17 protein-coding genes are annotated in these 18,874 nt (G+C 63.1%); 9 read left to right on the top strand and 8 right to left on the bottom strand.

Going from position 1 to position 18,874, the window contains the following annotated elements; genetic code table 11:
• Positions 1 to 89: 89 nt before the first annotated feature.
• Positions 90 to 878: an ABC transporter substrate-binding protein gene (locus tag A6V37_RS18045; RefSeq protein WP_064270584.1), complete on the bottom strand. Its 789-nt coding sequence runs from the start codon at positions 876 to 878 to the stop codon at positions 90 to 92.
• 243 nt (positions 879 to 1,121) lie between these two features.
• On the opposite strand from A6V37_RS18045, the gene A6V37_RS18040 reads away from it, so the two are divergent.
• Together A6V37_RS18040 and A6V37_RS18035 are read left to right on the top strand one after the other, a co-directional pair.
• Positions 1,122 to 2,102: an ornithine cyclodeaminase family protein gene (locus A6V37_RS18040; RefSeq protein ID WP_064270583.1), complete on the top strand. Its 981-nt coding sequence runs from the start codon at positions 1,122 to 1,124 to the stop codon at positions 2,100 to 2,102.
• Positions 2,103 to 2,246: 144 nt separating this feature from the next.
• Positions 2,247 to 2,891 (top strand): helix-turn-helix transcriptional regulator, encoded by a 645-nt coding sequence (locus A6V37_RS18035; protein WP_064270582.1) that lies wholly within the window; start codon positions 2,247 to 2,249, stop codon positions 2,889 to 2,891.
• A 59-nt stretch (positions 2,892 to 2,950) separates the two neighbouring features.
• Here the strand turns inward: A6V37_RS18035 and A6V37_RS18030 are convergent, their stop codons facing one another.
• Positions 2,951 to 3,676 carry a dienelactone hydrolase family protein gene (locus tag A6V37_RS18030; RefSeq protein WP_207547663.1) on the bottom strand — a complete coding sequence of 242 codons (726 nt, stop codon included), beginning with the start codon at positions 3,674 to 3,676 and terminating at the stop codon, positions 2,951 to 2,953.
• Positions 3,612 to 4,655 carry a DMT family transporter gene (locus tag A6V37_RS18025; protein ID WP_242665914.1) on the bottom strand — a complete coding sequence of 348 codons (1,044 nt, stop codon included), beginning with the start codon at positions 4,653 to 4,655 and terminating at the stop codon, positions 3,612 to 3,614. The genes A6V37_RS18030 and A6V37_RS18025 overlap by 65 nt, the downstream gene beginning before the upstream one ends.
• 105 nt (positions 4,656 to 4,760) lie before the next feature.
• Between A6V37_RS18025 and A6V37_RS18020 the strand changes: the two genes are divergently transcribed.
• The 3 genes from A6V37_RS18020 to A6V37_RS42855 all read left to right on the top strand — a co-directional run bounded on the left by A6V37_RS18020 (position 4,761) and on the right by A6V37_RS42855 (position 6,310).
• The gene (locus A6V37_RS18020; RefSeq protein ID WP_064270580.1) at positions 4,761 to 5,663 is read left to right on the top strand and encodes a LysR family transcriptional regulator; all 903 of its coding nucleotides are present in this window, start codon (positions 4,761 to 4,763) and stop codon (positions 5,661 to 5,663) included.
• On the top strand, positions 5,566 to 5,946 hold the full coding sequence (locus A6V37_RS42860; protein WP_082902845.1) for a LysR substrate-binding domain-containing protein: 381 nt from the start codon (positions 5,566 to 5,568) through the stop codon (positions 5,944 to 5,946). The genes A6V37_RS18020 and A6V37_RS42860 overlap by 98 nt, the downstream gene beginning before the upstream one ends.
• Positions 5,947 to 6,010: 64 nt before the next feature.
• Positions 6,011 to 6,310, top strand: a complete 300-nt coding sequence (locus A6V37_RS42855) for a LysR substrate-binding domain-containing protein (RefSeq protein ID WP_064270578.1) — start codon at positions 6,011 to 6,013, stop codon at positions 6,308 to 6,310.
• A gap of 51 nt (positions 6,311 to 6,361) precedes the next feature.
• On the opposite strand, the gene A6V37_RS18005 is transcribed toward A6V37_RS42855, so the two are convergent.
• Complete coding sequence (locus A6V37_RS18005) at positions 6,362 to 7,783, bottom strand: aldehyde dehydrogenase family protein (protein ID WP_064270577.1); 1,422 nt, start codon at positions 7,781 to 7,783, stop codon at positions 6,362 to 6,364.
• A 100-nt stretch (positions 7,784 to 7,883) separates the two neighbouring features.
• Between A6V37_RS18005 and A6V37_RS18000 the strand changes: the two genes are divergently transcribed.
• On the top strand, positions 7,884 to 8,840 hold the full coding sequence (locus tag A6V37_RS18000; RefSeq protein ID WP_064286171.1) for a LysR family transcriptional regulator: 957 nt from the start codon (positions 7,884 to 7,886) through the stop codon (positions 8,838 to 8,840).
• Positions 8,841 to 9,216: 376 nt separating this feature from the next.
• Here the strand turns inward: A6V37_RS18000 and A6V37_RS17995 are convergent, their stop codons facing one another.
• On the bottom strand, positions 9,217 to 10,203 hold the full coding sequence (locus A6V37_RS17995; protein WP_064270575.1) for a LysR family transcriptional regulator: 987 nt from the start codon (positions 10,201 to 10,203) through the stop codon (positions 9,217 to 9,219).
• A 148-nt stretch (positions 10,204 to 10,351) separates the two neighbouring features.
• Here A6V37_RS17995 and A6V37_RS17990 point away from each other — a divergent pair, with 148 nt between their 5' ends.
• Entirely contained in the window at positions 10,352 to 11,896 is a 1,545-nt protein-coding gene (locus tag A6V37_RS17990) for an acetolactate synthase large subunit (protein ID WP_064270574.1), read from the top strand.
• A 19-nt stretch (positions 11,897 to 11,915) separates the two neighbouring features.
• Positions 11,916 to 12,608: a Crp/Fnr family transcriptional regulator gene (locus A6V37_RS17985; RefSeq protein WP_242665913.1), complete on the top strand. Its 693-nt coding sequence runs from the start codon at positions 11,916 to 11,918 to the stop codon at positions 12,606 to 12,608.
• Between the two features lie 52 nt (positions 12,609 to 12,660).
• Here A6V37_RS17985 and A6V37_RS17980 read toward each other — a convergent pair whose 3' ends face one another.
• The 3 genes from A6V37_RS17980 to A6V37_RS17970 all read right to left on the bottom strand — a co-directional run bounded on the left by A6V37_RS17980 (position 12,661) and on the right by A6V37_RS17970 (position 18,115).
• Positions 12,661 to 13,788, bottom strand: a complete 1,128-nt coding sequence (locus A6V37_RS17980) for a porin (RefSeq protein ID WP_064286170.1) — start codon at positions 13,786 to 13,788, stop codon at positions 12,661 to 12,663.
• 437 nt (positions 13,789 to 14,225) lie between these two features.
• Positions 14,226 to 15,881, bottom strand: coding sequence for a long-chain-fatty-acid--CoA ligase (locus tag A6V37_RS17975; RefSeq protein ID WP_064270572.1), 1,656 nt, complete (start codon positions 15,879 to 15,881; stop codon positions 14,226 to 14,228).
• A gap of 104 nt (positions 15,882 to 15,985) precedes the next feature.
• Complete coding sequence (locus A6V37_RS17970; RefSeq protein ID WP_064286169.1) at positions 15,986 to 18,115, bottom strand: alpha/beta hydrolase fold domain-containing protein; 2,130 nt, start codon at positions 18,113 to 18,115, stop codon at positions 15,986 to 15,988.
• A 63-nt stretch (positions 18,116 to 18,178) separates the two neighbouring features.
• Between A6V37_RS17970 and A6V37_RS17965 the strand changes: the two genes are divergently transcribed.
• Positions 18,179 to 18,865 carry a TetR/AcrR family transcriptional regulator gene (locus A6V37_RS17965; RefSeq protein ID WP_064270570.1) on the top strand — a complete coding sequence of 229 codons (687 nt, stop codon included), beginning with the start codon at positions 18,179 to 18,181 and terminating at the stop codon, positions 18,863 to 18,865.
• The last annotated feature ends 9 nt before the right edge of the window (positions 18,866 to 18,874 follow it).

Genomic DNA, 18,874 nt, shown 5'->3' with positions numbered 1-18,874 from the left:
GCATACAACGACGCGTCCCCGGCTCCGGCTAACCCGCTATCCATTCAGAACGCCCGGCGCGATGCTGCTGACGCCGGGTCGGCCACACCTTACTTCGCGATGATGTCGCGCTTGAAATACTTCTGCGACAGGCTGCTGAGCGTGCCGTCTTTCTTCAACGCTTCCAGCGCCGCGTTGACCTTGCCGGCCAGCGCCTTGTCGCCCTTGCGCATGCCGAAGCCCGTGCCCTCACCCAGCGTGGCCGGGTCCGAGAGCGGGTTGCCGACGATCGTGTAGTCATGTCCCGCGGGCTTGTTCAGGAAGCCGTCCTCGGCGGTCTGTGCCTCCTGGACGGCGGCGTCGAGGCGGCCGGCAACGAGGTCGGTATAGACCTGGTCCTGATCCTGATACGAGACGATCGACACGCCGGCCGGCGCCCAGTGCTGCTTCAGGAAATCCTCCTGCGACGAGCCCTGCAGCACACCGACACGCTTGCCCTGCAGGCTCTTCACGTCCGGCAGCAACGGCGAACCCCGCTTGACCACCATCACGATCGGCACGACGTAGATGGCCGGCGTGAAATTGATGGACTGCTTGCGCTTTTCGGTGATGTTCATGGCGGAATTGATCACGTCGAACTTGCGCGCCTGCAACGCGGGAATCAATCCGTCGAATGAATTCTCCACCCACTCGCACTTGACCGCCATCTTCGCGCAGACCGCGTTGCCGACGTCAACGTCGAAGCCCTGCAATTGCCCGCTGGGCGACTTGCTTTCGAACGGCGGATAGGCCGCCTCGATACCGAAGCGCAACGTGCTTTGCGTTTCGGCGCTGACGATGCTGGCTGAGCCCATCAACGCGGCCGCGACGACAAATGAGAGTGAAAGCTTCAGAGGCATGGTGGTTCCCTGGGTGGTTGCGGATCGATCGCTAACGTGGGGCGCGGACGGTGACGCACCCGCGCGAACTCGAGGTCAGGCATGAGGCGCCGGCCGGCCGGTCCTCACACTCGCTCTGGACACACAGTCTATTCTGGACACTCTAAATTGCAAGAAATTTTCAAAATAAAAGTCCAATCTGGACTTTTTGACTTTAGAATTGCCCTACCGCCGCAAGCCGGCAGCCATCTGGAGAGCAGGCCAATGAGCAGCACCGACAAGGGTTTCCCGCTGATCGTCCAGCATGACGAGGTGCGCAATGCGCTGCCTCACCTCGACGTACGCGGCGCGTTGACCCGCATGTTTCTCGCACTTGCCAACGACAACGCGGTGCAGCCGCCTCAGACCCTCACGGTGTTTCCGCACGGCGCCGGCGATTTCATCACATACCTTGGCGCGGTCGCGGACGCCAAAGTGTTCGGCGCGAAGCTGTCGCCGTACATCGTCACGGAATCGAAGCCGGTCATCACGGCGTGGACCGCGCTGATGTCGATGGAAACGGGCCAGCCGCTGATGTGGTGCGACGCGGGCCTGCTCACCATCGAGCGCACCGCCGGTGCCACGGCGCTGGCGGTGGACCGCCTCGCCACTGCGGGAGCTCGCCGGCTCGCCATCATCGGCACCGGCGCGGCGGGACAGGCGCATCTGCGTCACCTTGCGCCACTGCGGCAGTGGGAGTCGGTTAGCGTGTTTTCCCCTGGCCTCGCGCAGGACGAGACGAAACGCGCCCAGCTCGCCGCACTGGATCAACGCGTGCGGATCGCCACCCGTCTTGAAGACTGCGTACGCGATGCCGACGTGGTGGCGCTGTGCACGTCATCGGGCACGCCCGTGCTCGAGCAGGGCATGCTCACCCAACCCGCGCTCATCACGTCGATCAGCACGAACGTCGCCAACGCTCACGAAATTCCGCCTTCGTGGATTCCTGAAATGGACGTCTATTGCGACTACCGGAAGACCACCCCGGCCAGCGCCGGCGAAATGAAACTGGCGGCCCAACAGCACGACTGGTCCGCGCAGAGCGTGCGGGGCGATCTGGCCGAACTGGTGGCCGGAACGGCCGCTCAACCTTCGTATCGGCGTCATGCGTTTTTCCGTTCCATCGGACTCGGCCTGGAAGACGTGGCGATCGCGTATGAACTGTTCAGGCACGCGGCCGCGCAACGCGGCCACACCGCCGCCTGACGCCGCATCGCGCGCCGAAGCCGGGAACACCGTGACGCGTGACGCGCATCGCCCGTGGCAAAATAGGGCATCACATGACCACGGGTTGCGCGGCGGCGGCGGGCATCGCCGGATCTCGCCCAACCTGACATCTCACTCCCGCCAATGAGAAAGACCAAGACTGCGCCCGCGCGCCGGCTTCTGCTCGAACGATACAGCCGTGTCGCCGACGGTATCGCCCTGCTCTTCTTTCCGTACGTCGAAATCGTCATTCATGACCTGCACAGCCAGACGATTGCGTACATCGCCAACAACCTGTCCAAACGCGAACTCGGCGACGACTCCGCGCTGGAAGATATCGATCACACCGCGGGTGTGGGTACGATCGGCCCCTACGAAAAGATCAATTGGGACGGCAGGCGCATGCGCTGTGTGAGCACCGTTCTGTTCGACGACGCCGGGGTCGCGGCGGGCGTGATGTGCGTCAACTACAACATCGCCGTGTTCGAAGACATGAAGCATGTGATCGACCGCGTCATCTCGGGCGCAGGCCTCGTCAAACAACCTGAAGAACTGTTCAAGGACGACTGGCAGGAGCGCATCAACACCTTCCTGCACGCGTGGCTGCAGGAACGGCAATTGGCGCTGAACTCGCTGACGCGCGACCACCGGCGCGAACTGGTGGAAGCATTATGGGAGGAAGGCGCATTCAAGGGAAAGAGCGCCGCCAACTATGTCGCCAACGTGCTTGGCATGGGGCGCGCGACCGTCTACCAGCATATCCGGGATCTGCGGGGCGCCGCGGCCTAGCCGCGTAGCGGACTAGCTGGCGCGCGCCTCTCTCTCGAGGCCGCGCGCCACGCACTGCTTCAGTTCGTGGCGAAACTTTCCGTCAGCCAGTCCCGCATCATCGTATAAGAGCGGGCTGCGGCCTTGGCGTCGTAACGGCAACCGCCCGTCTTGGCCGTCGCCTCGGTTTCGGTGAAGCAATGAACCGCGTGCCCGATCTCGACAAACTGCCAATCGGCGCTGCTGCTGCGCATTTGCTCCGTGAATTTGGGGGCGTCCGGCATGGTGTAGGTATCGTCGGCGCCGTTCATGGCGAGCACGCGTGCCTTGATGTTTTTGGCGAGAGCGGGATCGTCGGTACTGAGATCGCCATGGAATGCGACCACGGCTTTCGCATCCGAGCCGCTGCGCGCGAGGTCGAGCACCACGCCGCCGCCGAAACAGAAGCCGATGGCCGCAAGACGCGACGGATCGATCGGGGCATTGGCGGCTTCGGCCTTGAACTGCTCGAACGCTCTGCCGATGCGTTTGCGCATCAGCCTGCGATCGGCGTAAAGCGGTGCGACTGCCGCCTTGGCCTGCGCGTCGCCTTTGGGACGCGTGCCTTCGCCATACATGTCGGTCAGCAGGATTACATAGTCCTGGCCGGCGATCATCTTGGCCTTCGCAACGGCCGTGTCGTTGATGCCAAACCAGTTGGGCACCATCACAAGACCAGGGCGCTTCGCGGTGGAGGCGTCGTCATAAACGAGCATGCTCCTGAACGTCGTGCCGTCCAGCGTCCAATCGACGGGTTTCGCGACCATCTTCGCGAACGCCGGCGAGGCGGCGAGGATGGCGAGCAGAGGTAGAACAAGGCGGGCAAGTCGCATGGGCATGATCTCTCGTCGGTTTGGAAGGAGCTGCGGAGCTGCGATTGGCACGTTGACCAAGCCATATGCTACCAACGATGAACGCGACACCGCAGATCTGCGGCAGGCTCAAGGCTTGATTCAGGAACACCCATCCCAGCAGCACCGCGGTCAAGGGACTGAGGAACAGGAGCGACGACACCACGGAGGACTCCAGCCGCGCAATACCCCGGAACCAGAGCGCATACGTCAAGGCCGCGCCGATCAGTCCGAGCCACGCGAGTCCAAGCAGGTTGGCCGCGGTCGGAACCGGAAAAGCCGGTTCGAAAACGAGGGCTACCGGAACCAGAAGAAGGCCACCTGCGCTCAGTTGCCAGGCCGTAAAAGTCAGCAGCGATACCGGCGGCTGCCACTTGCGGGTCAACACGTTGCCGACGGCCATCGAGACCGCGCCGGCGAGACCCGCCGCAACGCCCACCCCATCTAGCGCCGCGTGGGGAGTCATCACCAGCAGTGCAACACCGCCCATCCCGACCAGCGCGGCGACGATCGACAACGCGCGAACCGCGCTGCCGATCAGGAAAGCGGCTACGAACACCGCGATCAACGGCTGCACCGCGGCCACCGTCGCAGCAACCCCGCCTGGCAGCCGGTACGCTGCGACGAACAGCATGCTCAGAAAGAACGCGATGTTGAGCGCCCCAAGGACGAACACGCGCAGCCACCAGATGCCTGTCGGCAATTGCCGCACGATCAGGAGCAACAGTAACCCGGCGGGCAAGGCGCGCAGCATGGCGACCGTGACGGGGAAAAAACCCGGCAGCAACGTGGTGGTGACGATATAGGTGCTGCCCCAGATGGCGGGCGCGATTGCCGTGAGCAGCAGGTTGGCCGAAGCACGCTGCTCGATCCGCGCGATGGTGGGATGGGTCACGATTCCGCTCCGAACTGACAAGGTCTCAGTGCAGAATACGGAATTCACTGACGAATGATAATATCAATTAAAGAAGAACATCCTTTACCCACGGTGAATGATTAAATGGATCGCTATACCGCCTTGCAGGTGTTTCGCCACGTGGCGGAGCTGAACAGCTTTGCCGAGGCCGGACGGCGGCTGGCGCTGTCGCCGGCGGCGATCAGCAAGAACATCGCCGAGCTGGAAGCGGCGGTCGGCGCGCGGCTCATCAACCGGACGACGCGGCGCATGGCGCTCACCGAGGAAGGCCGGATTTATCTCGAACATGTCACGCGCGGGCTGGATGCGCTGACCGAGGCGGACGAAGCGCTGCACCCGATCAAGACAGCGCCTGGCGGCACGTTGCGGGTCACCGCGCCGATGACCTGGACGTTGACCCGGCTCTCGACCGCCATTCCCCGGTTTCTATCGCGCTATCCCGACCTGAAGCTCGATCTGCATCTCGACGACCGGCGCGTCGATCTCGTGCGCGAAGGGTTCGACCTTGCCATTCGCGGCAGCGACAATCTCGAGGACTCCAGCCTGATTGCCAGAAAGCTGACGGTCATGCGGCATGTGCTGTGTGCCGCGCCGTCGTATTTCGCGGAGCATGGCGAGCCCCGCACGCCGGCCGACCTGAAAGGGCTCAACTGCATTCGCTTCAGCCTGTCGGGACATGCGGATCTTTGGGAGTTCAGGAAAGCCGACCGTGTTGAGAGGATTGCCGTGAAGGCCCGCTATTCGGTGGCATCGAGTCTCGCTATACGTGACGCGCTGCGCGCGGGTTTCGGCGTTAGCCTGATCCCCTACCCCTACGTCGAAGACGACTTGAGAGAAGGACGGCTGCAAGCGGCACTGGAAGACTGGAGCACGGTGGAAACCACGCTCTATGCGATCTATCCGTCGCGGCAGCACGTCGCGCCGAAGATACGGGCGTTTCTGGGTTTCCTCATGGAGGAATTTGGGCAGTGCCCCAGGAAGGCATAGAGCGCGAAGGATCATCGAACCGTCGGGTCTCGTGCGGGCCAGCATGCCCGTCGCGATTACGGACATCGTGCTGGCCCGGTTGCTGCCCCGCTTCATGCTGCGCTACCCCAAGGTTCGTCTGGCCATCGAGGCCAGTCACCGGCAAGTCGATCTTGTCGAAGAATATGTCGATGTGGTGGTACGGCGGCTAGGTGTTGAAGTGGCGTCGTCCAGCCTGATCCAGGCTCCGCTGTGCACCGCGCGCTGGGGGCTGGTGGCGAGCCCCGCAGACCGGAACGATTGATGAGCCGGACGCGCTGCCACCGGGCGATCTGCTGATCTACGCGTCGCTCAATGAGCCGGCGACGGTGCTGCGCCTGCTCGGCGCCGATGGCGACGTTGCCCAGCGGACCATTCGACCCCGCCTGCACAGCGACAATATCGCGGCGCTGAAAGAGGCCGCGTTGGAAGGAATGGGGATCGCAAGCCTGCCTCTGTATGCATGTACGCGAGAGATCGAATTTGGGACTTTGTGCGTCGTATTGCCGGAGTGGCGCCCGAGGGAAGGACGCCTGGCAGTACTATTCCCGACCCGTCGCGGCATGATGCCGTCGGTACGCGCGCTGGCCGACTTCCTGAAGGAAGAACTGCCGCCGCTTATGGGCTAACGCGCCCGCGTCACCTGCCCTTGCGTGGAGCAACAGCCGACCCACTGACGGTCACACACTACCAAGCAGCGACTTCGGTTCGAGAAACGCTTCGAGTCCGAACGTACCGTATTCGCGGCCGATCCCCGACTGCTTGAACCCGCCGAAGGGCGCCGCCGGTTCGTGTGCAAGCGTGTTGACCAGCACACGTCCCGCTTCGATCTGCGACGCCACCGCGCTTGCTCGCGTGGCGTCGGACGAACAGACGTAAGCCTGCAGACCGTACGGCGTATCGTTGGCAATCCTGATTGCGTCTTCTGTATCTCGATAGGCGATGATCGACAGCACCGGTCCGAAGATTTCTTCGCGCGCGATGGTCATGTCGTTTCGCACATCGCTGAAGACCGTTGGACGCACGAACCAGCCTGCTTTCGCGCCATCTGGACGCCCTTCGCCTCCGGCAATCAGGCGTGCGCCTTCGTCGACACCGATGCGAATACAGCGCTGCACCCTCTCCCACTGCTTCTGATTCACCATTGGGCCAATACTCGTGTGCGGATCACGCGGGTCGCCAGACTGAATATCCGCCACGGCGTCTGCCATTTTCTGCTCGAATTCCGCGAGTCTTGCCTGCGGCACCAGAATCCGCGTGCCGGCAATGCATGCCTGCCCGCTGTTCATGAACCCTGCCTGAAGCGCAAGCGGGACGGCTTCGTCAAAGTTTGCGTCGTCGAGCACGATCATGGGTGACTTGCCGCCCAGTTCCAGGGTCACACGCTTGAGCGTGTCCGCGGCCGTGCGCAGAATCGTTTTGCCGACGGCCGTCGATCCCGTGAACGAGATCTTTGCGATGTCGGGGTGCGAACTGATCTCCGCGCCCACCGTTTCGCCCCGTCCCGTGACGATGTTGAACACGCCTGCCGGGAGCCCCGCTTCATGCAGTGCCTCGGTGATCACACGCGTCTGGATCGCGCTCATCTCGCTTGGCTTGATGACAGCCGTGCAACCAGCGGCAAGCGCCGCCGCCAGTTTGCCGCAGATAAAGCCTGCATTGCTGTTCCACGGCGTGATCAGCCCAGCAACGCCGAGCGGCTGCATCACCACTTCGGCCGATCCGGCGCGACGTACGAACGAATAGTTCTCCAGCGTGTTCGCCATTTGCAGCAGAACGTCGCTGGCGTGGCTGGCCATCCAGCGGCCGCGCGATACCGGAGCGCCGTATTCCTCGACGATGGCCTCGAAGAGTTCATCCTCTTTTGCGACCACAGCCGCGTGCATGCGCCTCAGCATCGCGACGCGCTCGGCCTTGCCAGTGCGCGAGAACGCCGGAAAGGCCCGCTTCGCCGCCGCGATGGCGGCGCGGGCGTCCTCGGCGTCGGCAAGACGCACGCGGCCAATGACCTGCTCGGTTGATGGATTGACAAGGTCGAAGAGCTCGTCGCCGTGCGGCGTCACGAATGCACCGTCGATATAGATTTTGTCGATGATCTGCATGGTTTGTCCGAAAAAAGGTTGCGTTGGACACAAGATAGGCTCTCGTGATTGAACTGACTAGCCGTACAATCGAGGATGACCTGTTGAGTGATTTAGGACAATGAAGACATCGGGCCTGAGCGAACTGGAAGCCGTTCTGGCCGTGGCGCGTCATCGCAGTTTTCGCGCCGCGGCAAACGAATTAAGCGTATCGACATCCGCGCTAAGCCATGCCGTGGCGGCACTTGAAGCGCGCATCGGTGTGCGGCTCTTCAATCGCACCACGCGAAGCGTGTCGCTCTCCGAAGCCGGAGCCCAATTCGTGAGCAGCGTCGCGCCGGCCCTCTCGACCATTCAGGCAGCGATCGAGCAGGCCGGCAGCTTCCGCGACACGCCGTCGGGCACGTTGCGCATCAATACCTCGTTGGGCGCGGCGAATCAGGTCATGCCGCTCTTCATCGCCTTTCTGAACCGCTACCCCGAAATGAAGATCGACCTCGTCACCGAGGGGCGTCTGATCGATATCGTGGTCGAAGGGTTCGACGCGGGCATCCGTCTGATGGATGTCGTGCCGCAAGACATGATCGCCGTGCCGTTCGGCGACAGGCAGCGGTTTGCCGTTGTCGGCAGTCCGGCGTATTTTGCGCGGCACAAGCCGCCGCGCACGCCGTCGGACCTCAATGCGCATCAGTGCATCCGCAGCCGGATGCCGAGCGGATCCATCTATCAGTGGGAATTCGAACGGCATGGCGAAACATTGCGCATCGACGGCAATGGTCCAATGACGCTGAACGATGCGGGCCTGATGCTGGAGGCGGCGCGCGCCGGCGTCGGTCTGACCTATCTGGCCGAATGGCACGTCAACGCTGATCTGGAGGCGGGCACGCTGGTCCGGGTGCTCGAAGACTGGACGCCGGCGTTGGACGGGCTATGCCTGTACTACCCGGGCCGGCGCCATGTTCCCGCGGGTCTGCGCGCCTTGATTGACATGATCCGCGACTACGCTGATGAAAACAGCAAGCGCGAGGCGGCGAAGCGGAAACGTCGCGCGCCGCCGGCGCGCGTCACACGGCGCTGACGGCGCCCGGTTCGTGTGCACGGCACGGGCGTTCGTATTGGCTGATGGGGAGCTGTCTGCAACCACCACGGGGCAGATCATATCCCCGCCGAACGGAGCGTCGACTTCGACATGCCGGACAGCTCGTCGTAGCGCGTCAAGCCGCATTCTGGTTCAGAAAAGGGCCGGAGCCATCACCTGGATGACCTACCTCTTTTGGCATAGATCTCTGCGCAGCGATCTAGGAGCCCGCACGTTTGCGCTCGCCGAGATGCATCGCCCCGAAGGTAACGGGCGCGGCAATGCGCAACACGCCGCGACGAATACTGCAATGCCAGTCAACCGGTCCATGCGCTCCTCGATCAGATAGCTGGATTATCGGGTACGTGAAGGTCAATCAACGCGCGGAACTTGCCGGCCGTGGGCGGCGCCGTTTGGGCTTTTCATCCTGGCGGATCTGCATGGCGTCATGTTCCAGCGCGGGCGGCAACTCCGCCTTCAATAGATCGATCCACGCGCGCGTCTTGGCTTCGAGGAATTTCCTCGACGGCATCAACACGTACACCCCCACGTCAGGCGAGCGCCACTGAGGCAACACCTGCACGAGTTCGCCGCTCCGTATCCTGTCCAGCACCGAAAACACCGGCAGCAATGCAATGCCCAACCCGCTGCATGCCGCATGCAATACCGCCTCGGGATGATCGCCGACCAAAGGACCCGCCGGCTGCATTGAGTGGGTCATCTTCCCGTCGGTCAACTCCCAATGAGGCGTGGTTGACGGATTGACGAGGCGCAGGCACGCATGGTCGGCCAGCTCTTGCCAGGTTTTGGGCGAACCATGCCGCTTGAGGTACGCCGGCGCGGCGCACAGCACCCCATGAACCGCGCCCAGCCGCTGCGCGACCACGCTCGAATCCGGCAGTCTCTGAGCCAGGTAGACGCTCACATCCACCCCTTCAGCCAGCAGATCGGGCACGTATTGCGAGGCGCTGTACTCGACCGTCACCGCCGGATACATCGCGCAGTACTTTGCCACGATCGGCACCACGTAGCGGTCGCCGAAGCTTGCCATGCACAGCACCCTCAGCCGGCCGGTCGGCTGGATTCGCGCGCCGCTCGCCTCGCCTTCGGCTTCATCGACCAGTTCCAGAATCGTCCGGCATTGGCTGACGTAGCGCTCGCCGGCACTGGTGAGCGCCATGCGCCGCGTGGTGCGCTGGAGCAGTTTCGTCTGCAGACGGTTCTCCAGTTCGGAAACCAGCCTCGACACCTGCGCCGTGGTCAGCTCCATCAGTTCGGAGGCTGCCGTAAAGCTTCCCGCGTCGACAACCCGCACGAACGCGGTCATGGCGTGCAGCAATCCGTAATCGAGATTTTTGCGCATGACGTAACAATTTTTCCGATCAGACTGTATTTTTGCACGACGACCCCGTCGATACCATCAATTCATACGTCGATGCACGACGTCCAGGCCCCTGAAATACCGAGGGTGCAAAGCTTGATTGATAGTTTCGACATTGAGGTGACTCACTATGAACGGCGCTGAAAGTCTGTTGCGTTCCCTGATCGCAAGTGGTGTGGACGTGTGCTTCGGAAACCCGGGCACGTCTGAAATGCATTTTGTGGCGGCACTCGATTCGGTCGAAGGAATGCGACCGATTCTCGGCCTTTTCGAAGGCGTCGTGACGGGTGCCGCCGACGGCTACGGGCGCATGGCGGGCAAGCCGGCCTGCACGCTGCTTCATCTCGGCCCTGGACTCGCGAATGGCCTCGCCAATCTGCACAACGCCCGCCGCGCATCGAGCCCGGTCGTCAATATCGTCGGCGACCATTCGTCGACTCATGCACGCTACGAAGCGCCGCTCACCTCCGACATCAAGGGTTTCGCCCGGCCGGTGTCGCAGTGGATCCACTCGTCGAGCAGCGCGCTGACAGTTGGCGCCGACGCCGCACGCGCGGTGCAGGCCTCCCTGGAAGGCGCAGGCCAGATCGCCACGCTGATTCTGCCCGCCGACACCGCGTGGTCGCCGGCCGATAGCGTCGCCGCGCCGCTGCCGGCTCCGGTGCCCGCGCGCGTGAGCGACGACACCGTCGAGCGGATTGCCGCGCTTGCCCGAAGCGGCGTGCGGACCGCCTTCCTGCTGCGCGGCAAGGCGTTGCAGGACCAGGGTCTTCGCGCGGCCGGCCGGATCGCCGCCAGGACGGGTGCCCGCTTGCTCTGCGACACGTTCGCACCGCGTTTGCAGCGTGGCGCCGGTCGCGTGGCGGTCGAACGCCTGCCGTATTTTGCCGAGCAGGTTGTCGACTTCCTCGCCGGCACCGAACTGATCGTGCTCGTCGGTGCGCAGCCGCCGGTCAGCTTCTTCGGCTACCCGGACAAGCCGAGCTGGCTGACGCCGCAAGGATGCCGCATCGCCGTCCTCGCACATCCGCACGAAGACGGCACCGCGGCACTCGAAGCGCTGGTCGAGGCGCTCGGTGCCCAGCATGCGGTCGCCCCGCTCAGCGTGCGCACGGCACTCGAGTACTCGCCGAATGGCCCGCTGACCGGCGAGTCGATCATGCGCAGCGTCGCCCTGCATCTGCCCGAGAACGCGATCATTACCGAAGAGGCGTCGCTCGCAATGGCGTACTACGGCCTGACCGAGTCGGCCGCGCCGCACGATTTCCTGACCCTGACGGGCGGCGCGATCGGCAGCATGATGCCCGTTTCGATCGGCGCGGGCATCGCGTGCCCCGACCGCAAGGTCGTCAACCTTCAGGGCGACGGCAGCGCCATGTACACGATTCAGTCTCTGTGGACGCAGGCGCGGGAAAACATCGACGTCGTGACGGTCATCTACGCGAATCGCGGCTACAAGATCCTCGCCAATGAACTCACGCGCGTCGGCGCGCGCACGGATGGCGTCCATGCCGCCTCCATGTTCGATCTGCAGAACCCGTCGCTCGATTTTGTCGCCCTCGCGCAAGGCATGGGTGTCGAAGCGGTTCGTGCTGAAACGAGCGTGGATTTCGACGCCGCCTTCGCGCGCGCGATGAAGCGTCGCGGCCCGATGCTGATCGAAGCGGTTATCTGAGCGGACTCCGCGTGCCCAAATGGCTTTCATGACCGACACGTCCGAAGCAATGCGGACCAACCAGTGGTTCAGCGCCCTGCCTGCCGAAGAGCAGGAGGCGCTGATTCGCCGCGGCGAGCTGATCACGCTGCACCCTGGGGAATTTCTGTTCCACCGGGGCGATGCGCCGGTCGGCTTCTACGGAATCAAAAGTGGCCGCTTCAAAGCCTTCACGCTTCGCGAAGACGGCAAGGAAGCGATCCTCGCCGTCATCGAAGCGGGCAACTGGTTTGGACAGACCTCCCTGACGAGCCGTCAACCACGCCTGCGCGATGTCGTGGCGCTCGAACGGTCAACCGTCCTGGTGGTCAAGGCCGCCTCCTTCGAGGAGCTGATGCAGAGCAACGCATTCGTCAGGGCGATCAACGAACTGCAGTCCATCCACATGAACTGGCTCTATCGCATGGTCGAGGACGCCACGCTTCATTCCACGCGCGCGCGCATTGCCCGGCGCCTGCTGCTGCTCGCTTCCGGCGACGTGACATTCTCGCCGCAGTGCCGCCAGGACGTGAGCCTCTCGCAGGACACGCTCGCCATGATGCTCGGCATCACGCGCCAGACGCTTTCGCTCGAACTCAAGGCCATGGCGCAGGAGGGCGCGATCACGCTGCGGTATGGACGGATCGAAATATGTTCGAGAGATCTTCTCGCGTCCTTTCAGGATTACCAATGATCGCGCCCATGCATGCCGGCTCGTTCGAGCGGCGTACCGCCCGGCTGCCTGCCTAGAACAAATGCCGCACACCGGCCGTCACGCCCAGCTGGGTGCTGCCGAACGCCGAGCTCACCGCATTGATGCCCTGGAATTGCGCGCCGATCATCCCACCGCGATATAGCGAGTAGTCGACTTCGACATAAGTGTCCGTGCGTTTCGACCAGTTGTAGTCCGCAAGCAGCTGGAACTGTGTGGCGTTGCCGTCGGAGGGCTGAGTCTTCCCGGACTGGGTGGTGCGCCACACATTCGCGGACAGGTGGGTGGCCGTCCCGATCAGCTGCGTCACACCGCCAAAGAACATTTGCCGCGAGCTGAATGTATTGAATTTCAGCGCGGTCAGTGCGGGGGCGGAGAATGGACCATTCGGGAAATTGCCGGCAAAGCCAGGGTCCTGCCGGTTGACGGACCAGCCAAAAGTGAACGTGGTGGAGTCGAACGTGTAGGACCCGCCAGCGGTCCACGATTTGAGGTGGGCGTCGGAGTTCACTGCGTCGCGCGAGTCGAGATACGCGGCAGCAAAGGTCAACGGCGCACCGGGCAGATACAGGATCGATGCCCCGATCTGGCTGCCCGCGCCAAACTGCCCTGCCATGCCGCCAAATGCGTACGAGACCTCGGCCGTCAGGTACTGCCAGCGCGCGGCGTACTTGACCATGTTGCTGGTCCAGACGCCCTGAGCCATCGTCACTTCCGGGCGGAATTGATAGAAGGTCGGCAGCCAGCGGTTCGTCACGAAAGCGCTCAGCACCGCGTCGGAGAGCGGATTGAGCTGACGCCCCATGGTCAGCTTGCCGTAGGTATTCGATTGCAAGCCGACAAAAGCCGTATTGAAGAACGGATAGGCCGGGTCGACCGCCCCCGTGTTCACGAAGAAACGATCCTCGATATCGAACACAACCTTCGTCCCGCCGCCAATGTCCTCCGCGCCCTTGATGCCGAAGTGGCTCTCGTTCTCGCCGCTTCCCAGCTTGAACTGGGAATCGCCCGCCGGATCCGCACGCGTCGTATAGCGAATGCCGGCATCCATCAGGCCGTAGAGCGTCACGGACGACTGCGCGTGCGCCGGGACCGAACACAGCGACACGGTCGAAATGACGCCGGCCAGCACGCCGGCCTTTCCTGAGTACAACGCTTTCATACTGCGCGGCCGCCAAACTGCATTGCCGGCCAATCTCCTTACCTTCCTCATCTGACGACTCCAATTTTATGCTTATGTTGTACTACGAAACATATCGACCACTGCCATGCATTTTTCCTGCAAAGCCCCGCTCGCCCTTCCACGCGGCAGACCCCACTCGCTGGCGGAGTGATGTGTCCACGACCACACGTTGCCCGGGAAAATATGTCTGGACCGTCAGAAAACTTACATTTCCCGATGTGTCTGCGCAGGTGTCTGCAACGCACAACATGGAGCGTCACTGAAGGGGGCGTGGTAACCCCGAAATTGCAAGAAATCTTGCAGTGTTGGGCACGGCGATGCCGGTACCCTTCGGGGCCGTCTGGTGCACACTGTTTCTTCGGTGTCGTGTTGCCGAGACAGCCCGCATCGCGCTGACAGAGAAAGCCGTCTGCGGATCACGCGCCGCCACGCTGATTCTCAGCTTCCTGCAACTGTTTCCACTGAATCTTTCCGCTCGCAGTACGAGGCAAGCTGTCGGCAAACGTGATGACGCGCGGAACCTTATAGGCCGCCATGTGCTGGCGCGCCCACGAGACAATCTCCTGCTCTGTTGCACAGGCACCGTGCCGAAGCACGATGACCGCCTTGACGGATTCGCCGCGACGCCGGTCGTGGGTCGCAATCACACAGGCCTCCTGGATGGCAGGATGCTCGAATAGCATGGCCTCCACCTCGGCTGGCCACACCTTGTAGCCCGACGCGTTGATCATGCGCTTGAGCCGGTCAACCACGAAGAAGTAACCGTCGCGATCGACATAGCCAAGATCACCGGTGCGCAGATAGCGCCGGCCGCCAATCGTCGCAAAGGCATCGCGCGACGCTTCGGGCGCATTCCAGTACCCTTCGAAAACCTGCGGCCCGCTCACGAGAATTTCACCGCCCAGCGGCACCAGGGTGTCGGGATCGACGATGAGCGAGTACGTGTTGAAGACCGGTACACCCATGCACTGCGGCTTGCTGTGCTTCGGCGGATTGGTGTGGGTTGCCGCCATCGTTTCGGTGAGCCCATAGCCTTCCACATAGGCGATGCGCCAGCGGTCCTGAATCTGCTGCGCAACGGCCTGCGGCATGGCAGCTCCGCCGCCGCTCAGGTAGGTGATCGAACTCAGGTCGAACTGGTCGATGCCGGGAAGGTTCAGCAAGTCGATGACCATGGTGGGCACCGTGATCCATGTGCTCACGCGCTGGCGTTCGATCAGCAGCGCAGCGCATTGCGCGTCCCAGCGGGTCATGATCGCCATCGTCGCGCCGATGTATAACGGCATGTTCATGCAGTTCTGCATGCCGGTGACGTGGAACAGCGGCACGGAGCAGAGCAGCACGCTGTCGTCTGGAAGATTGGGCCATTCAGCGCACGACACCGTCGAATGCATCACGCTACGGTGTGTATGGACGCATCCCTTTGGACGACCGGTGGTGCCGGACGTATACGGAATGACGGCGAGATCTTCCGGACCGGACGCATGTGCGCTCGGCAGGAATCCGCCGGACAGTGCGTCGTTCCAGCGGATGACACCCGCTGCGGGGCTTGCGTGGGCCGGCTCTACGGCCGGGGTCAGCATGTCGGGCAGCGGCAGATCGGTCTGATCGCGCAGATAGTCGGCATAGCGGGCAACGACAACGTGATCCACGTGACGGCCCGAAAGCGGCCGCACGTGTTCCATGAGTTCTTCTCCGGCAAATGCCACTTTTGCGCCGCTGTCTTCAAAGATATGTTGGAGCTCGGACGCCCGGTTCATCGGATTTACGGGCACGACGACGGCATCGGCACGCAGAATCGCATAGAAGGCAATGACAAACTGCGGGCTGTTCTGCATATAGAGCACGACGCGCTCGCCTCGAGCGACGCCGCAGTGCTGCTGCAGAAACCCGGCCATGGCTTCCACTTCTCGCCGCAACTGCCCATAGCTCAAAGAATTGCCGTAGTACAGGATGGCGGCCTTGTCTGGATGCCGGTTCGCGGAAACGTCGAGATTCGTGTACAGCGATGTCTGCGGCGCCCATAACTGGCGCGGCATGCCGTCCGGCTGACGCAATGAGGTTGCCGTCATGTCTACTCCATGCAGGGGACGAAATACAGAGGTAAAGCGTTGCGCTTTGAAAAGCTTTGGAAAGGACGAGTCGGGCGCGGAGCCCGACTCGAATGCCCCTCTCGTTACTGCTTCAGCAGATTGCGGCTCCACTGCCCGATTTCTTCCAGCGTCCCGGCCGTTTCAGGCAAGAACGGGAAGAGCGTGAAGACGTGAACCGAGTCGTCCACCAACTTCAACGTCACATTCGCGCCGGCTGCCTTCGCCCGTTCGGCAAAACGCGTTGTGTCGCTCTCCAGCACTTCGCCCTTCACGGCGGCGAGGAACACCGGCGGCAGATCGGCCAGGTCCGCGAACAGCGGCGACACCATCGGATCGGTCGGCTCGTGTGCCTGGAAGTACGAAGCAACGAGATTGGAAAGCGTCTCGCGATTCGCCGCCGGGTCGTCGCCCGAATTCGCCTTGACGGACGGACCGCTCAGCGTGAGGTCAGTCAGCGGACAAACGGCAATGACGCCCGCCGGCAGCGGCACGCACGCGCGACGTAACGCGGCGCCCAGCGCCAGCGCAAGACCGCCGCCGGACGATTCGCCGCTCAGAAACACCGTCGACGGATCGACACCGGACGCGAGCAGGCCGCGATACGCACTGAACGCGTCATCGAACGCGGCGGGGTACGGGTGCTCGGGCGCAAGACGATAGTCGACCGTGTAGCACGGACCGTTCAGCGCGCGCGACAGGCGGCCGGCGTATTCAACCGAGCTCTTCGCCGAACCCAGCACGTAGCCGCCGCCGTGGAAGTGCAGCACCGTCGCCTGATGCCCCGCTCCCGCGGCGACCGTGCGCAGCGCACTGACGCCGTGAAGATCGGCGTGGCTCACTTCGGTGCCGGCTGGCACGGGAAACTCTTTGAGCAGGAAACGTTCGTACGCGTCGCGCTGTCCGCGATCGCCACGCGCGATGTCATCCGGCGCGAACACGCCCTTCCAGAGATCAAAAGCACGCTGGCTCTCGGGACGCTCCATCCGCTTGCCCTCGCGCGCCGCGCTCAGCCCCACCACCTCGCCCGGCGGCAGTTTGGCAGCCGCGAGCACATCGTGCCCCCAGGCAAACGACCACGAAGCCTCGGCGAGCGGATCGATGCGCGAAAGCCCTTTCAGGCGTCCATTGCGTTGGTGCACACGCGCCTCATCGGGCTCGTGCGCCCAGTCGACGACGAAGCGCGCGCCGGCCTGAATGCGTGTGGTACGGGGCTGGCGACGACGTTCGTATTCCAGCAGCGCCTCACTGATGCCGTCCGAGCCATGTTCGTTCAGGCAACTGGCCAGAACCCAGGCGTCTTCGATCGCCTGGCAAGCGCCCTGTGCCAGGTACGGCACCATCGCGTGCGCGGCGTCGCCGAGCAGAGCGATGCGGCCAGTCGCCCAATGTTCGATCGGATCGCGGTGATACATGCCGGTGATGAACGTCGAGTCCACCGCATCCAGCATCTTCTGCACGGTCGGCTCGCAACCTTCAAACGAGCGGCGCAGTTGTTCGACGTCGCCCGACTGCGTCCAGGACTCGCGGCTCACCTCGGCGGCCGGCACCGAAGCGAGAATGCTGTAGAGGTCCGGGCGAACCCAGTACGAGACGATGTTGCGGCCCACGCCAAACCAGTTGTTGCCCGCTACCGGCAGATTCAAGCCCTTGAGGCGATCGGCGGGGATCAGCGAGCGCCACATGAGGATGTTGGCGAACTGCTTCTCTTCGGGCCCGCGCAGCGCCGTCCGGACAGCGGAGTGGATGCCGTCCGCGCCAATCACGGCGTCGCCGCGAATGACTTCGCCGTTTTGCAGCGTGACGTACGCGCCTTCGTCGTCCTGCGAGATGGATGCACACTCCGCGCCCAGACGGACCACGTGAGGCGGCAACGCTTTCGCGAGCAGATCGATCAGATCGGCACGATGAATGTTGTAAAGCAAGCCGCCGTAGCGCGCCTCGGCTTCCTTGCCAAGCGGCGCGACGTAAAGCAGGCGCCCGGTCGACAACTCGAGGTAGTCGAACCGCTCCGGCACCATCGCGATCTTCGCCAGTTCGGGTTCCAGCCCCAGTTCACGCAACACGATCGTGCCGTTCGCGGCGATCTGGACGCCCGCTCCGACCTCGGTCAACTGCGGAGCACGCTCCAGTACAATCGGCTCGATACCATGGCGCAGCAGCGCCAGTGCGGTCGTGAGCCCGCCAATACCACCTCCAACGACGACGACTTTCATGCTAAGTTTCTCCTTTACGGTTAGTTATCTCAGTCTAGTTAATTAACTCGAAACGGTAAAGTAATGGCAACATCAGGTAAAACCCTTAGATCAGATGGCGCTGAGACCCGCGTTCGCCTCAAAGAGGAGGCGCAGCGGCTGTTTGCGTTGCGAGGATTGGATGGTGTGTCCGTGCAGGACATCATTTCGGCCGCGGGACAGCGCAATAGCGCTTCGTTGCGGTACTACTTCGGGAACAAGCTCGAGCTGGCGCGCGAGTTGATCGTCGACGGCGCGCGTCTGATTGACGAGGAACGTCAGGCGCAGGTCGACAGGCTGGAGACAGAGGGTGGAATTACCGTGCGAGCGGTATTGGGCGCCTTGACGTTTCCGATGCTCGATCTGGCCGAGCGAACCGGTCAGGCAACGTACATCCGCATGATTGCCAACTTGCAGTTGAACAACCGCGCGTTCCTGCGCGAGGCGCTCGAGAACAAGTGGAATCTGGGCTATCAGCGCTGCAATGCGCTGCTGCGCGACCTGCTTGCGCCTATCCCGCCGGCAATCGTCGATCACCGGCTGTCGCTCGTCAGCATCTATGGCAATGCTGCCCTGGCGGCGTGGGAAGCGGGCCGCGACAGCGGCGAGCCGGGGCGGCTCTGGTCGCCCGGCTATGCCGTGTCCAGCCTGATGGACACCTTTGAAGGCATGCTTGTCGCAGAACCGTCGGCCGAAACGCGCGCCCTGCTGAACGAATCGGCCGACGATTGAGCGAAGCCG

The organism is Paraburkholderia ginsengiterrae (genome assembly GCF_001645125.1).
Taxonomy (GTDB): domain Bacteria; phylum Pseudomonadota; class Gammaproteobacteria; order Burkholderiales; family Burkholderiaceae; genus Paraburkholderia; species Paraburkholderia ginsengiterrae.
This window is presented reverse-complemented; position numbering and strand designations above follow the sequence as displayed.

What these genes read in the sequence shown, in the direction of transcription:
- A6V37_RS18045 (WP_064270584.1), bottom strand. Translation starts at nt 878, where the DNA reads ATGCCTCTGAAGCTTTCACTCTCATTTGTCGTCGCGGCCGCGTTGATG.
- A6V37_RS18040 (WP_064270583.1), top strand. Translation starts at nt 1,122, where the DNA reads ATGAGCAGCACCGACAAGGGTTTCCCGCTGATCGTCCAGCATGACGAG.
- A6V37_RS18035 (WP_064270582.1), top strand. Translation starts at nt 2,247, where the DNA reads ATGAGAAAGACCAAGACTGCGCCCGCGCGCCGGCTTCTGCTCGAACGA.
- A6V37_RS18030 (WP_207547663.1), bottom strand. Translation starts at nt 3,676, where the DNA reads ATGGTCGCGAAACCCGTCGATTGGACGCTGGACGGCACGACGTTCAGG.
- A6V37_RS18020 (WP_064270580.1), top strand. Translation starts at nt 4,761, where the DNA reads ATGGATCGCTATACCGCCTTGCAGGTGTTTCGCCACGTGGCGGAGCTG.
- A6V37_RS42860 (WP_082902845.1), top strand. Translation starts at nt 5,566, where the DNA reads ATGCGATCTATCCGTCGCGGCAGCACGTCGCGCCGAAGATACGGGCGT.
- A6V37_RS18005 (WP_064270577.1), bottom strand. Translation starts at nt 7,783, where the DNA reads ATGCAGATCATCGACAAAATCTATATCGACGGTGCATTCGTGACGCCG.
- A6V37_RS18000 (WP_064286171.1), top strand. Translation starts at nt 7,884, where the DNA reads ATGAAGACATCGGGCCTGAGCGAACTGGAAGCCGTTCTGGCCGTGGCG.
- A6V37_RS17995 (WP_064270575.1), bottom strand. Translation starts at nt 10,203, where the DNA reads ATGCGCAAAAATCTCGATTACGGATTGCTGCACGCCATGACCGCGTTC.
- A6V37_RS17990 (WP_064270574.1), top strand. Translation starts at nt 10,352, where the DNA reads ATGAACGGCGCTGAAAGTCTGTTGCGTTCCCTGATCGCAAGTGGTGTG.
- A6V37_RS17985 (WP_242665913.1), top strand. Translation starts at nt 11,916, where the DNA reads ATGGCTTTCATGACCGACACGTCCGAAGCAATGCGGACCAACCAGTGG.
- A6V37_RS17980 (WP_064286170.1), bottom strand. Translation starts at nt 13,788, where the DNA reads ATGAAAGCGTTGTACTCAGGAAAGGCCGGCGTGCTGGCCGGCGTCATT.
- A6V37_RS17975 (WP_064270572.1), bottom strand. Translation starts at nt 15,881, where the DNA reads ATGACGGCAACCTCATTGCGTCAGCCGGACGGCATGCCGCGCCAGTTA.
- A6V37_RS17970 (WP_064286169.1), bottom strand. Translation starts at nt 18,115, where the DNA reads ATGAAAGTCGTCGTCGTTGGAGGTGGTATTGGCGGGCTCACGACCGCA.
- A6V37_RS17965 (WP_064270570.1), top strand. Translation starts at nt 18,179, where the DNA reads ATGGCAACATCAGGTAAAACCCTTAGATCAGATGGCGCTGAGACCCGC.